We start from the raw sequence: 15,681 nt of genomic DNA on the forward strand, positions 1-15,681 counted from the left end.
GATATTTTCCGCATTCCGTATTGCAGCATTTCCGCATTCCCGTATTCCCGTATTCCCGTATCTCCCGTTCTTCCGCGAGGTGGACCACGTGTCGGCAGAGTCGAACGAACAGAAGCTCCTCGACTACCTCAAGCGGGCGACCGCAGAGCTGCGGGAAACCCGGCGCCGACTGCACGAAGAGGAAAACCGGCAACGCGAACCCATAGCCATCGTCGGCATGGCCTGCCGCTACCCCGGTGACGTCACCACCCCCGACGAACTGTGGGAGCTGCTCGCCGCCGGCCGCGACGCCGTCTCCGCCTTCCCCGAGAACCGCGGCTGGGACACCGAGGGCATCTACGACCCCGACCCGGACGCGCCCGGCAAGACGTACTCCCGGCACGGCGGATTCCTCGACCGCGCCGCCGACTTCGACGCCGGCTTCTTCGGGATCAGCCCGCGCGAGGCCCTCGCCACCGACCCGCAGCAGCGCCTGCTCCTCGAGACCTCCTGGGAGGCCCTGGAGCGCGCGGGCATCGACCCGCAGAGCGTGCGCGGCGCACACCTCGGCGTCTTCGCCGGCGTCATGTACCACGACTACGGCTCCCGGCTGAGCGACGTCCCGGACGATCTCGGCGCCTTCCTGGGCAACGGCAGCGCGGCGAGCGTCGTCTCCGGCCGCGTCGCGTACGCCCTCGGGCTCGAGGGCCCGGCCGTCACCGTCGACACGGCCTGCTCCTCCTCCCTCGTGGCCGTGCACCTCGCCGCGCAGGCCCTGCGCAACGGCGAATGCACCATGGCCCTGGCCGGCGGTGTCACCGTCATGGCCACCCCCGAGACCTTCATCGACTTCAGCCGCCAGCGCGGTCTGGCTGCGGACGGCCGCTGCAAGCCGTACGCGGAGGCCGCGGACGGCACCGGCTGGGGCGAGGGCGTCGGTGTCCTCGTCCTGGAGAAGCTCTCCGACGCCCGCAAGAACGGCCACCGCGTGCTGGCCGTCGTCAGCGGCTCCGCCGTCAACCAGGACGGCGCCAGCAGCCAGCTCACCGCGCCCAACGGGCCGGCGCAGCAGCGCGTCATCCGGCAGGCGCTCGCCAGCGCCCGGCTGACGGCCGCGGACGTGGACGCCGTCGAGGGCCACGGCACCGGTACGCGGCTCGGCGACCCGATCGAGGCGCAGGCCCTGCTCGCCACGTACGGTCAGGACCGGCCCGAGGACCAGCCGCTGTGGCTCGGCTCCATCAAGTCCAACCTGGGGCACACCCAGGCCGCGGCGGGCGTCGCCGGCATCATCAAGATGGTCCAGGCACTGCGCCACGAGAGCCTGCCCATGACCCTGCACGTGGACGCGCCGAGCAGCCACGTGGACTGGGCGGCGGGGGCGGTCTCGCTGCTGACCGAGGCCCGGCCGTGGCCGGCGGGGGAGCGGGTCCGCCGCGCGGGCGTGTCCTCCTTCGGCATCAGCGGTACGAACGCCCACGTCATCGTGGAGGAAGCCCCCGCCGAGGCGCCCTCGGACGCCGTGGAGGCCGCCGACCTGCCGGTGGTGCCGTGGCTGATCTCCGCCAAGACCCCCGAGGCGGTCCTCGACCAGGCCGCCCGCCTGCGCGAGTTCCTCACCGCACGGCCCGGACTGGACCTCGCGTCCGCCGGCCTGGCCCTCGCCACGCAGCGCACGCCGTTCCCCCACCGGGCAGCGGTCGTGGCGGCCGACCGGGACGGCCTGCTGGCCGGCCTCGACCGGCTGATCGACGGCCAGAGCGCCCTGCGGGGCACCGCGGCCGGAGGCCGGCTGGGCTTCCTGTTCACGGGGCAGGGCAGCCAGCGGGCCGGGATGGGGCGCGAGCTGTACGCCCAGTACCCCGTCTTCGCGGCCGCGCTGGACGAGGTGTGTGCGGCGCTGGACGTGCACCTTCAGCGGCCGTTGAAGGACGTGCTGTTCGATGAGGATCCGGCGGATCTGAACCGGACCGAGTACACGCAGCCTGCGCTGTTCGCGGTGGAGGTGGCGCTGTTCCGGCTGGTCGAGGCGTGGGGAGTGCGGGCCGACGCGCTGGCCGGGCACTCGATCGGTGAGCTGGCTGCTGCCCATGTGGCCGGTCTGTGGTCCCTGGAGGACGCGGCTCTGCTGGTGGCTGCGCGCGGTCGGCTGATGCAGGCGCTGCCCGCCGGTGGTGCCATGGCCGCCGTCCAGGCCACCGAGGAGGAAGTGCGCGCCGTCCTGACCGACGGGGTCGGTATTGCCGCGGTCAACGGGCCGACCTCGCTCGTGGTCTCCGGTACGGAAGCCGCCGTTGAGGCTGTTGTCGCGCACTTCGCGGAGGCCGGGCGGAAGACCAAGCGGCTCGTTGTGAGCCACGCGTTCCATTCGCCGCTGATGGAGCCGATGCTCGCCGAGTTCGGGCAGATCGCCGGTCGGCTGACGTACTCCGAGCCGCAGCTGCCCATCGTGTCCACCCTGACCGGGCGGGCCGCCTCGTACGAGGAGCTCTCCGACCCGCAGTACTGGGTGCGGCACGTGCGCGAAGCCGTGCGGTTCGCGGATGCCGTGACCACCCTCCAGGGGCAGTCCGTCACGACGTTCCTGGAGCTCGGCCCCGACGCGGTGCTCACCGCCATGGCCGCCGAGTCCCTGGACGACGGTGCCGTCGCCGTTCCGGCCGTCCGCCGCGACCGGCCCGAGGCCCAGGCCGTTGTCGAGGCGCTGGCCCGCCTGCACACCTCCGGGATCGCGGTCGACTGGACCGCCTTCCACGGCGGCCCCCGCACTCCGTGCGAGCTGCCCACGTACGCCTTCCAGCACCAGCGGTACTGGCTCGACGCCGACGGCAGCGGCCTGCACGACGTCGCCGCGGTCGGCATCGCCGACGCCGAGCACCCGCTGCTGGGTGCGGCCGTCGAACTGCCCGACACCGACGGGGTGCTGTTCACCGGCCGGCTGTCGCTGCGCACCCACCCCTGGCTCGCCGACCACGCCGTGGGCGGCACCGTCGTCCTGCCCGGCGCCGCCTTGGTCGACCTGGCCGTCCGGGCCGGGGACCACGTCGGCTGCGGGACCGTCCAGGACCTCACCCTCCAGGCCCCGCTGGTCGTCCCGGCGGACGCCTCGGTGCAGCTGCGCGTCCAGGTCGGCGGCGAGGAGCCGCGCAGCCTCGCCGTGTACTCCCGCATCGGCGACGAGCCGTGGATCCGGCACGCCGAGGGCTCGCTCGTCCCTGTCTCCGCGGCCGGGGCCCCCGAGGCCCTCACCGCCTGGCCGCCGGCCGGCGCCGAGCCGCTCGACGTCAGCTCCCTGTACTCCTCGCTGGCCGCCGCCGGGCTCCAGTACGGGCCGCTCTTCCAGGGCCTCACCGCCGCCTGGCGCGACGGGGACGCCATCGCCGCCGAGGTGTCGCTGCCCCAGGACACCGACGTCGACGGCTTCGCCCTCCACCCGGCGCTGCTCGACGCCGCCCTGCACGGCATCACCCTGGCCGACCCGGCCAACGAGACCGCCGAGCTGCCCTTCACCTGGTCGGACGTGACGCTGCACGCCACCGGTGCGCGCGCGGCCCGGGTCCGGATCGTGCCCGGCCGGGGCGACTGGACCCTGCACATCGCCGACGCCCAGGGCAGCCCGCTCGCCACCGTCGGCGCACTCGCCCTGCGGGCCGTGGACACTGCCGGACCGGCCACCGCGCAGGTCCGTGACCTGTACCGGGTGGCCTGGTCCCCGGTCGCCCCGGGCGCGCCCGAGGAGTCCGCCGACGGGAGCGTCCTCGTGGAGGTCCCGGCCGGCGCCGGTGCCCGCGAGGCCGTCGGGCACGTCCTGACCCGGCTCCAGGAGCACCTGGAGACCCAGGACCGCCTGGTCGTCGTCACGCGAGGCGCCGTGTCCACCGCCGAGGGCGCGGACGTCGCCGAGCCGGCGCAGGCCGCCGTGTGGGGCCTGGTCCGGGCTGCGCAGGCCGAGCACCCGGGGCGCTTCGTGCTCCTCGACGCCGACGCCGACGCCGACGTCGCAGGGCTCGCGGCGCTGCCCGCCGGAGAGGGCGAATTCGCCCTGCGGGGCGGCCAGCTGTACGTCTCCCGCCTCGTCCGCACCACCCCGGAGGCGGACCCGGCTGCCGCCCCGGTGTTCCGGGAGGGCGGGACGGTCCTGGTCACCGGTGGTACCGGTGGGCTGGGGGCGCTGACCGCCCGGCACCTGGTCACCGGGCACGGGGTCCGCAGGCTGGTGCTGACCAGCCGTCGGGGTGCCGAGGCTCCGGGGGCGCGTGAGCTGGCTGCGGAGCTGGAGGCTGCGGGCGCGGACGTGGTGCTGGCGGCGTGTGACGTCGCCGACCGCGATGCGGTGGCGGCACTGCTGGCCGAGCACCCGGTGACTGCCGTGTTCCATGCGGCGGGTGTGGTCGACGATGCGACGATCGGCTCGCTCAGCGGCGAGCGTCTGGCCAGGGTCTTCGCGCCGAAGGCGGATGCCGCCCGGTACCTGCACGAACTGACCGCGGGGCAGGAGCTCGACGCCTTCGTCCTCTACTCCTCCGCCGCGAGCACGTTCGACGGTTCCGGGCAGGGGAACTACGCCGCGGCCAACGCCTACCTGGACGGGCTCGCCGCCCACCGGCGGGCGCAGGGCCTGCCCGGGCTGTCCCTGGCCTGGGGCCTGTGGGACCCCGAGGCCGGCGGCATGGCGTCCGACCTCACGGCCGCCGACCTCCAGCGCATGGCCCGCACCGGTGTCCTGCCGCTGGGCAGCGCCCGCGGCATGGCCCTCCTCGACGCCGCGCTCACCGGGCCCCACGCCCAGGTGCTGCCCGCCGCCCTCGACACCCGCGCCCTCGAACAGCGGGCCCGCCGCTCCGACCTGCCCGCCATCCTGCGCGGCCTGGTCCGGCCCGCCGTCGTACGCCGCACGGCGGCCGCCGCCGACAGCGGCGACGCCGGGCTCGCCGAGCGCCTCGCCGTGCTCGCCCCGGCCGACCGCGACCGCCTCCTGCTGGACCTCGTACGCCGCCACGTCGCGGCGGTCCTCGGCTACTCGGGGGCCCACGAGGTCAGCCCGGACCGGCCGTTCAAGGAGGTCGGCTTCGACTCGCTGACCGCCGTGGAGTTCCGCAACCGCCTCGCCGGCGAAGCCGGGGTCCGGCTGCCCGCCACGCTCGTCTTCGACTACCCGACCCCCGCCGAGGTCGCCGACTTCCTCCGCGTCGAGCTCCTCGGCGACGGCGCAGACCGGCTCCCCGTCAGCGCGGGGGCCGCGGGTGCGGTCGCGGGCGGTGCCGACGAGCCGATCGCCATCGTCGGCATGGCCTGCCGCTACCCCGGCGGCATCACCTCCCCCGAGGGGCTCTGGGAGCTGCTCGCCGCGGGCGGCGACGGCATCTCGGCCTTCCCGGAGGACCGCGGCTGGGACACCGAGGGCATCTACGACCCCGACCCGGACGCGGCCGGCAAGACGTACTCCCGGCACGGCGGCTTCCTGCACGACGCCGCAGAGTTCGACCCGGTCTTCTTCGGGATCAGCCCGCGCGAGGCCCTGGCCATGGACCCGCAGCACCGGCTGCTCCTGGAGGCCTCCTGGGAGGCCCTGGAGCGCGCGGGCATCGACCCGGCGAGCGCCCGGGGCACCGCGACCGGCGTCTTCGCGGGCGTCATGTACCACGACTACTCGGTCGTCCTGGAGCAGTCCGACCACCACAACACCGAAGGGTTCATGGGCGTCGGCGGCAGCATCGCCTCCGGCCGCGTCTCGTACGCGCTCGGCCTGGAGGGCCCGGCCGTCACCGTCGACACCGCGTGCTCGTCGTCGCTGGTGGCGGTGCACCTGGCCGGGCAGGCGCTGCGCAGCGGCGAGTGCTCGCTGGCGCTGGCCGGTGGTGTGACGGTGATGTCGACGCCGGACACCTTCGTGGACTTCAGCCGCCAGCGCGGTCTGGCTGCGGACGGCCGCTGCAAGCCGTACGCGGAGGCCGCGGACGGCACGGGCTGGGGCGAGGGCGTCGGTGTCCTCGTTCTGGAGAAGCTCTCCGATGCCCGGAAGAACGGCCACCGGGTGCTGGCGCTCGTCAGCGGCTCCGCCGTCAACCAGGACGGCGCCAGCAACGGCCTGACCGCGCCCAACGGGCCGGCACAGCAGCGGGTCATCCGGCAGGCGCTGGCGTCGGCGCACCTCACCGCGGCGGATGTGGACGCGGTGGAGGGCCACGGCACCGGTACCCGGCTCGGCGACCCGATCGAGGCGCAGGCGCTGCTCGCCACCTACGGCCAGGACCGGCCGGAGGACGGCCGGCCGCTGTGGCTGGGGTCGGTGAAGTCCAACCTGGGGCACACCCAGGCCGCCGCCGGTGTCGCGGGCATCATCAAGATGGTCGAGGCGCTGCGCCACGAGACCCTGCCGATGACCCTCGGCGTGGATGCGCCGAGCAGCCACGTCGACTGGAGCGAGGGCGAGGTCTCCCTGCTGACCGAGGCCCGGCCCTGGCCGGCGGGGGAGCGGGTCCGCCGCGCGGGTGTCTCCTCCTTCGGTATCAGCGGTACGAACGCCCACGTCATCGTGGAGGAAGCCCCGGCGACCGAGGAGACGCCCACTGCGGCGCCCGTCCTGCCGGTCGTGCCGTGGCTGGTCTCGGCGAAGAGTGGCGAGGCGCTGCGCGAGCAGGCGGTCCGGCTGCGCGAGTTCGTGGCCGCACGGCCCGGGTTCGACCCGGCCGCCGTGGGTCTGGCCCTGGCGACCCAGCGGACGGCGTTCGCCCACCGGGCGGCCGTGGTCGCCGAGGACCGCGACGGGCTGCTGGCCGGCCTGGAGGCCGTCGCCGCGGGTGCGGCCCCGATCGCGGGCACCGCAGCGGGCGCGGGGAACGCCTTCCTGTTCACGGGGCAGGGCAGCCAGCGGGCCGGGATGGGGCGTGAGCTGTACGCGCAGTACCCCGTCTTCGCGGCTGCGCTGGACGAGGTGTGCGCGGCGCTGGACGTGCACCTCCAGCGGCCGCTGAAGGAGGTGCTGTTCGACGGGGACGCCACCGACCTCAACCGGACCGAGTACACCCAGCCTGCACTCTTCGCGATCGAGGTGGCGCTGTACCGGCTCGTGGAGGCGTGGGGTGTGCGGGCCGACGCGCTCGCCGGGCACTCGATCGGTGAGCTGGCTGCCGCGCACGTGGCCGGGCTGTGGTCCCTGGAGGACGCGGCTCAGCTGGTGGCTGCCCGCGGTCGGCTGATGCAGGCGCTGCCCGCTGGCGGTGCCATGGCCGCGGTGCAGGCCACCGAGGAGGAAGTGCGTGGCGTCCTGACCGACGGGGTCGGTATCGCCGCCGTCAACGGGCCGGCCTCGCTGGTCGTCTCCGGTACCGAAGCCGCTGTCGAGACGGTCGTTGCGCACTTCGCCGAGGCCGGTCGCAAGACCAAGCGGCTGGTGGTCAGCCACGCCTTCCACTCGCCGCTGATGGAGCCGATGCTCGCCGAGTTCGGGCAGATCGCCGCCGGACTCGTGTACGACGAGCCGCGGGTGGCGATCGTGTCCACCCTGACGGGCAAGTCCGCTTCGTACGAGGAGCTGTCCGATCCGCAGTACTGGGTGCGGCACGTGCGCGAAGCCGTGCGGTTCGCCGACGCCGTCACCACCCTCCAGGGCCAGGGCATCACCACCTTCTTCGAGCTCGGGCCGGACGCGGTGCTCACCGCCATGGCCGCCGAGTCCCTGGACGACGGTGCCGTCGCCGTTCCGGCCGTCCGCCGCGACCGCTCCGAGGCCCGGGCCCTGACCGAGGCGCTCGCCCGCCTCCACGCCCAGGGCGTCGCCGTCGACTGGGCCGGGTTCTTCGGTGCGGCCCGTACCGCGGTCGTGGACCTGCCCACGTACGCCTTCCAGCACGCGCACTACTGGCCCGCCCCGGGCACGCGCGCCGGGAACGTCGTGGCGGCCGGCCTCGCCGAGGCCGGGCACCCGCTGCTGGGCGCGGCGGTCGAACTGCCGGACTCGGACGGGGTGCTGTTCACCGGCCGGCTGTCGCTGCGTACGCACGCCTGGCTCGCCGACCACGCCGTCGCCGGGACCGTCATCGTCCCCGCCTCGGCACTGGTGGACCTGGCGATCAGCGCCGGCGACCACGTCGGCGCCGGCACCCTCCGGGACCTCGCGCTGTCCGCGCCGCTGGTCCTGGAGGAGAGCGGTGCTCTCGCTCTGCGCGTCCAGGTGGGCCGTCCCGACGGAGCCGGGCAGCGCAGCGTCGGCATCTACTCGCGCGCCGAGGACGCCCCCGACGCCGAGTGGACGCGGCACGCCCACGGCGAGCTGGTCGACCTCCGCCCGGAGGCCGGGTTCTCGCTGGCCGCCTGGCCGCCGGCGGGTGCCGAAGCCATCGACGTCAGCTCCCTGTACGAGGACCTGGCGGCGACGGGCCTGCAGTACGGGCCGCTCTTCCAGGGCGTGACCAGTGCCTGGCGCGACGGGGACGCGGTCCTCGCCGAGGTGTGCCTGCCGCAGGACACCGACGTCGACGGCTTCGCCCTGCACCCGGCGCTCCTCGACGCCGCCCTGCACGGCATCTCCCTCGACGCGGGCGACAACGGCGAGGCCGAGCTGCCCTTCACGTGGTCCGACGTCACCGTGTACGCGTCCGGCGCCGCCGCCCTGCGCGTGCGGATCACGCCCACCGGGCAGGGCCGCGGGTTCGCCCTGCAACTCGCCGACGCCCAGGGCGCTGCGGTGGCTGCCGTCGGCGCGCTGTCGCTGCGGCCGCTGGCGGCGGGCGAGACGGCCGGCGCACGCCGGTACTCCCGCGACGCCCTCTTCCACGTGGAGTGGGTCCGCGAGACGTCCGCCGAGCCGGTTCAGGACGCCTGCGTGTACGACGTTCCGGACGCGGATGCGGTCGGGGCCGTGCTCGGCCGGATCCGGGAGTGGCTGGCTGACGGGGCCGCGCAGGAGTCGGGGCCGCTGGTGGTCCGGACCCGGGGTGCGGTGGCGGTGCGGGCCGGCGAGGACATCGCCGCGCCAGAGGCGGCCGCGGTGTGGGGCCTGGTGCGTTCCGCGCAGGCCGAGCACCCGGGGCGCTTCGTTCTCCTGGACGCAGATGCCGATGCCGGTGCCGATGCGCTGTCCGAGCTGCCCGTCGGGGCGCCGGAGCTTGCTCTGCGCGACGGCGAGTTCCTCGTCCCCCGGCTGGTCCGTACGACCCCCGAGCGGGTCGAGGGGCCGGTGTTCCGGGAGGGTGGGACGGTCCTGGTCACCGGTGGTACCGGTGGGCTGGGGGCGCTGACCGCCCGGCACCTGGTCGCCGAGCACGGGGTCCGCAGGCTGGTGCTGACCAGCCGTCGGGGCGCCGAGGCTCCGGGGGCGCGTGAGCTGGCCGCGGATCTTGAGGCCGCGGGTGCGAGCGTGGTCCTGGCGGCCTGCGACGTGGCCGACCGGGACGCCGTCGCGGCGCTGCTCGCCGCGCACCCGGTCACGGCCGTCATCCACACCGCCGGCGTGCTCGCCGACGCGACCGTGGAATCGTTGACGACGGAGCAGCTGGCGGCCGTATGGGCGCCGAAGGCCGCCGCGGCACGGCACCTGCACGAGCTGACCGCCGGGCAGGACCTCGACGCGTTCATGCTGTTCTCCTCCGCCGCCGCCACCTTCGACGGCATCGGCCAGGCCAACTACGCCGCCGCCAACGCCTACCTCGACGCCCTCGCCACCCACCGCCGCGCCACGGGCCTGCCCGGCCTCTCCCTCGCCTGGGGCCTGTGGCACCCCGACGCCGGCGGCATGGGCGCCGGCCTCACCACCGCCGACCTGGACCGCATGGCGCGGGCCGGAGTGCTGGCGCTCGACGCCGAGCACGGCCTCGCCCTGTTCGACGCCGCGCTGGCTGCCCCGTACGCCCACGTCCTGCCGATCCACCTCGACCTGGCCGCCCAGGCCCGCTCCGCGGCCCCGCCCGCGCCGCTGCTGCGTTCGCTGGTCCGTACCCCGGTCCGGCGGACGGCGGCGGCCGCGGCAGGGTCCGGCGGGGCCTCCGGGTCCTCCGGGAACCCGCTCGCGGAGCGGCTGGCGGCCCTGCCGGACGCCGCCGCGCGCCGGGAGGTGCTGCTGGAGCTCACCCGTACCCACATCGCGGCCGTCCTCGGCTTCGCCGGGCCGCACGCGGTGGCCGCCGACTCGCTCTTCGCCGAGCTGGGCGTCGACTCGCTGACCGGTGTGGAGTTCCGCAACGCGCTCGGCACCGCGGCCGGGGTCCGGCTGCCCGCCACGCTCGTCTTCGACCACCCCACCCCGCTCGCGGTCGCCGACTTCCTCCTCACCGAGGTCCTCGGCACCCCCGACGCCGACGCGGGCGCGGCCGCTCCCGCCGCGGCGTCCGCGGCCGCGTCCGACGAGCCCATCGCGATCGTCGGCATGGCCTGCCGCTACCCCGGCGGCGTCAACACGCCCGAGCAGCTGTGGGAGCTTCTCGCGGCGGGCACCGACGCGGTCACCGCCCTGCCCGAGGACCGCGGCTGGGACACCGAGGCCCTGTACGACCCGGACCCGGACGCGACGGGCAAGACGTACTCCCGGCACGGCGGATTCCTCGCGCAGGCCGCGGACTTCGACCCCGGCTTCTTCGGGATCAGCCCCCGCGAGGCCCTCGCGACCGACCCGCAGCACCGGCTGCTGCTGGAGACCGCCTGGGAGGCCTTCGAGAGCGCGGGCATCGACCCCACCGGGGCCCGGGGCACGGCCACCGGCGTCTTCGCGGGCGTCATGTACAACGACTACGGCATCCGGCTCAGCCAGTACCCGGCGGACCTGGAGGGCTACCTCGGGACCGGCAGCTCCGGCAGCGTCGCCTCCGGTCGCGTCGCCTACGTACTGGGCCTGGAGGGCCCGGCGCTGACGGTCGACACCGCGTGCTCCTCGTCGCTGGTCACCGTGCACATGGCCGCGCAGGCCCTGCGCAGCGGTGAGTGCAGCATGGCGCTGGCCGGCGGTGTGACCGTGATGGCGACCCCGGAGACCTTCGTCGGCTTCAGCCGGCAGCGGGGGCTGGCCCCTGACGGCCGCTGCAAGCCGTTCGCCGAGGCCGCGGACGGGACCGGCTGGGGCGAGGGCGCCGGCATGCTCCTGCTGGAGAAGCTGTCCGACGCGCGGAAGAACGGGCACCGGGTGCTCGCCGTGGTGCGCGGCTCCGCCATCAACCAGGACGGCGCCAGCAACGGCCTGACCGCCCCCAACGGCCCCGCCCAGCAGCGCGTCATCCGCCAGGCCCTGGCCAGCGCCCGTCTCGCCGCCCACGAGGTCGACGCGGTCGAGGCGCATGGCACGGGTACGAAGCTCGGCGACCCGATCGAGGCGCAGGCGCTGCTCGCCACGTACGGGCAGAACCGGTCCGAGGGCAAGCCCCTGTGGCTGGGCTCCATCAAGTCCAACCTGGGGCACACGCAGGCCGCCGCGGGTGTCGCGGGCATCATCAAGATGGTCCTCGCCCTGCACCACGAGGAGCTGCCGCGCACCCTGCACGTGGACGCGCCCAGCAGCCACGTCGACTGGACGGCCGGTGCGGTCTCGCTGCTGACCGAGGCGCAGAAGTGGCCCGCCGGGGAACGCCGCCGCCGGGCCGGCATCTCCTCCTTCGGCATCAGCGGTACGAACGCCCACGTCATCATCGAGGAGGCCCCGGCCGACGGGACCGCCGAGGCCGCCACGGCCCCGCGCCGGCTGCCCGCCGTGCCGTGGCTCCTGTCGGGCAAGACGCACGGAGCCGTACGGGACCAGGCCGCGGCCCTCCTGGAGCTCCTGGCCCGCCGCCCCGACCTGGACACCACCAACATCGGCTACACCCTGGCCACCGCGCGGACCGCGTTCACGCACCGGGCGGCGGCCGTGGCCGGAGACCGGGCGTCCCTGCTGGCCGCGCTCACGTCCCTCGCGCAGGAGGACACCTCCGCTGCCGGAACCTTCCGGGGCACGGCGGCGGGCACGCGGCTGGGCTTCCTGTTCACGGGGCAGGGCAGCCAGCGGGCCGGGATGGGGCGCGAGCTGTACGCGCAGTACCCGGTGTTCGCGGCCGCGCTGGACGAGGTGTGCGCGGCCTTCGACGAGCACCTTCAGCGGCCGTTGAAGGACGTGCTGTTCGACGGGGACGCCACCGACCTCAACCGGACCGAGTACACGCAGCCTGCGCTCTTCGCGATCGAGGTGGCGCTGTACCGGCTGGTCGAGGCGTGGGGTGTGCGTGCTGACGCGCTGGCCGGGCACTCGATCGGTGAGCTGGCTGCTGCGCACGTGGCCGGTCTGTGGTCGCTTGAGGACGCGGCTCTGCTGGTGGCTGCGCGCGGTCGGCTGATGCAGGCGCTGCCCGCCGGTGGTGCCATGGCCGCCGTCCAGGCCACCGAGGAGGAAGTGCGTGCCGTCCTGACCGACGGGGTCGGTATCGCCGCGGTCAACGGGCCGACCTCCCTGGTCGTGTCCGGTACGGAACCCGCCGTCGAGGCTGTTGTCGCGCACTTCGCGGAGGCCGGGCGGAAGACCAAGCGGCTTGTTGTGAGCCACGCGTTCCACTCGCCGCTGATGGAGCCGATGCTCGCCGAGTTCGGGCAGATCGCCGGTCGGCTGACGTACTCCGAGCCGCAGCTGCCCATCGTGTCCACCCTGACCGGGCGGGCCGCCTCGTACGAGGAGCTGTCCGACCCGCAGTACTGGGTCCGGCACGTGCGCGAAGCCGTGCGTTTCGCGGATGCCGTGACCACGTTGCAGGGGCAGTCCGTCACGACGTTCCTGGAGCTCGGCCCCGACGCGGTGCTCACCGCCATAGCCGCCGAGTCCCTGGACGAGGGTGCCGTCGCCGTTCCGGCCGTCCGCCGCGACCGGCCCGAGGCGCAGGGTCCGGCCGAGGCGTTGGCCCGCCTGCACACCCACGGGGTCGCGGTCGACTGGGCCGCGTTCTTCGCGGGCACCGGCGCGCTCACCGTGGACCTGCCCACGTACGCCTTCCAGCACGCGCCGTACTGGCTCGCCGACACCGGCGCGGGCAGTGGCGACGCCTCCGCCTTCGGGCAGACCGGCGGCGGCCACCCCCTGCTGGGTGCGGTGGTGGAACTCCCCGAGGACGACGGCGTGCTGTTCACCGGCCGGCTGTCGCTGCGCAGCCACCCGTGGCTCGCCGACCACGCCGTCGCCGGGACCGTCATCCTCCCCGGCGCCGCCCTGGTGGACATCGCCGTCCGCGCCGGGGACCACGTCGGCGCGGGTGTCCTGCAGGACCTGACCCTGCACGCCCCGGTGGTGCTGGAGGGGTCCGGTGCGCTGGCCCTGCGGGTGAAGGTGGGCGCGCCCGACGCGGCGACCGGCGGTCGACCGCTGACCATTTTTTCTCGATCAGAAGGCGCCTCGCGGCCCGAGGACGCCCCCGACGCCGGCTGGACCCGGCACGCGGACGGCCTGCTCGGCGCCGAACGGCCCGTCCCGGGCTTCGAACTCGCGGCGTGGCCGCCGGCCGGGGCGGAGGCCGTCGACACGGACGGGCTCTACGCCGCACTGGCCGGCCTGGGGCTGGAGTACGGCCCGCTGTTCCAGGGCGTGACCGCCGCCTGGCGCGACGGGGACGCGGTCCTCGCCGAGGTCGCACTGCCCGCCGGGACCCCGCTCGACGGGTTCGGGCTGCACCCGGCGCTGCTGGACGCGGCGCTGCACGGGATCGGGCTCGGGGCGTTCACCCCCGACGACGGACAGGCCCACCTGCCGTTCGCCTGGTCGGACGTCGCCCTGTACGCGCAGGGTGCCACCGAGCTGCGGGTCCGGATCAGCCCCACGGGGACGGCCGGGCAGGCCGCGCTGGAGCTGGCGGACTCGACGGGTGCGCCCGTCGCCTCGGTCGGTGCGCTGCTGCTGCGCCCGCTGGCCGGTGGTGACCTCGTACGGCGCCGGCCGGACGCGCTCCACGGCCTGGACTGGGTGCCCGTGCCGGCTGCCGAGGCGGCCGCCGGGGGTGCGCCGATCGCGGACCCGGTGGTGTGCGTGGCTCCCGCGCACGCCTCGACCGGCGAGGCCGTCGCCGCCGTGCTGGCGGCGCTGCAGTCCTGGCAGAGCGCCGACGACGGCGCGGACCGGGGGCGGCAGCTGCTCGTCCGGACCGGTGGTGCGCTGGCCGTGCTGCCCGGCGAGGACGTCACCGACCTGGCGCAGGCGGCCGTCATCGGCCTGGTGCGGGCCGCGCAGGCCGAGCACCCGGGGCTGATCGTCCTCCTCGACGCCGACGAGGAGCCGTCTGCGGGGCAGACGGCGGCCGCGCTCGCCACCGGGGAGCCGGAACTTGCGCTGCGCCGCGGAGCGTTCCACGCGCCGCGGCTGGTGCGGGCCGTTCCGGACGCCGACGCCCAGGCGCCGGTGTTCCGGGAGGGTGGGACGGTCCTGGTCACCGGTGGTACCGGTGGGCTGGGTGCGCTGACCGCCCGGCACCTGGTCGCCGAGCACGGGGTCCGCAGGCTGGTGCTGACCAGCCGTCGGGGCGCCGAGGCTCCGGGGGCCGGTGAGCTGGCTGCGGAGCTGGAGGCTGCGGGCGCGGACGTGGTGCTGGCGGCGTGTGACGTCGCCGACCGCGATGCGGTGGCCGCGCTGCTGGCCGAGCACCCGGTGACTGCCGTGTTCCATGCGGCGGGTGTGGTCGACGATGCGACGATCGGCTCGCTGAGCACGGAGCGCGTGGCCAAGGTCCTCGCGCCGAAGGCCGATGCCGCCCGGTACCTGCACGAACTGACCGCGGGGCAGGAGCTCGACGCGTTCGTGCTCTACTCCTCCGCCGCCGGCGTGCTCGGCGGCCCCGGCCAGGGCGCGTACGCCGCGGCCAACGCCTACCTCGACGGGCTCGCCGCCCACCGGCGGGCGCAGGGCCTGCCCGGCCTCTCGCTGGCCTGGGGCCTGTGGTCCCCCGAGGCGGGCGGCATGGGCGCGGAGCTCGGCGAGGCCGACATCCGGCGCATGGCCCGCTCCGGCGTCCGCCCCCTGGGCACCGAGGAAGGCCTCGCCCTGCTGGACGCCGCCCCGGCCACCGGACGGGCCCTGCTCGTCCCGGCCGGCCTCGACGCCGGCGCCCTCGCGGGCGCCGCGGACGACGGCGGCGTGCCGGCCCTGCTGAAGCTGCTGGTACGCACCACCCCGGTCCGGCGGTCCGCTGCCGCCGGCGGCGGCAGCGGCAGCGGCCCGGCGGGCGGTTCGGACCTGGCGGCCCGGTTGGCCGCCCTGCCGGCCGCCGACCGGCCGCGCACCGTACTGGACCTGGTCAGCAAGGAGGCGGCCGCCGTCCTCAACCTGGGCAGCGCCCACGACGTGGTGCCGGACAAGCCGTTCAAGGACTTCGGGTTCGACTCGCTGACCGCGGTCGAATTCCGCAACCGCCTGGGTGCGGCCGCCGGACTCCGGCTGCCCGCCACCGTGGTCTTCGACCACCCGACCCCCCGGGAACTGGCCGCCTTCGTCCTGGCGGAGGTGGCCCCCGAGAGCGATGCCGGGGCCGGGGACCACGAGGAGAGCGTGCGGGCCTCGCTGCTCTCCATCCCGCTGTCCCGACTGCGGGACTCCGGACTCCTGGAGACGCTGCTCGAACTGGCGGGCCACCGGCCCGACGGGGCCGGGCTGCCGCCGGAGGCCGGGGACCCCGCGGCCGACGCGGGCGAACTGATCGACGAGATGGATGCAGAGCGCCTCATCGCGATGGCACTCGAAGGATCTGACTTCTGATGACTTCCGATGACGCGGAT

The 15,681-nt window shown here is 75.3% G+C and carries 1 protein-coding gene; it reads left to right on the plus strand.

Annotated features, from left to right (window positions below; translation table 11 throughout):
• Nucleotides 1-88 precede the first annotated feature (88 nt).
• On the plus strand, nucleotides 89-15,661 hold the full coding sequence (locus tag AB0953_RS28860; protein WP_366862510.1) for a type I polyketide synthase: 15,573 nt from the start codon (nucleotides 89-91) through the stop codon (nucleotides 15,659-15,661).
• Nucleotides 15,662-15,681: the final 20 nt, after the last annotated feature.

The sequence above is a fragment of the Streptomyces sp. NPDC046866 genome (genome assembly GCF_040704625.1).
Classification (GTDB): Bacteria; Actinomycetota; Actinomycetes; order Streptomycetales; family Streptomycetaceae; genus Streptomyces.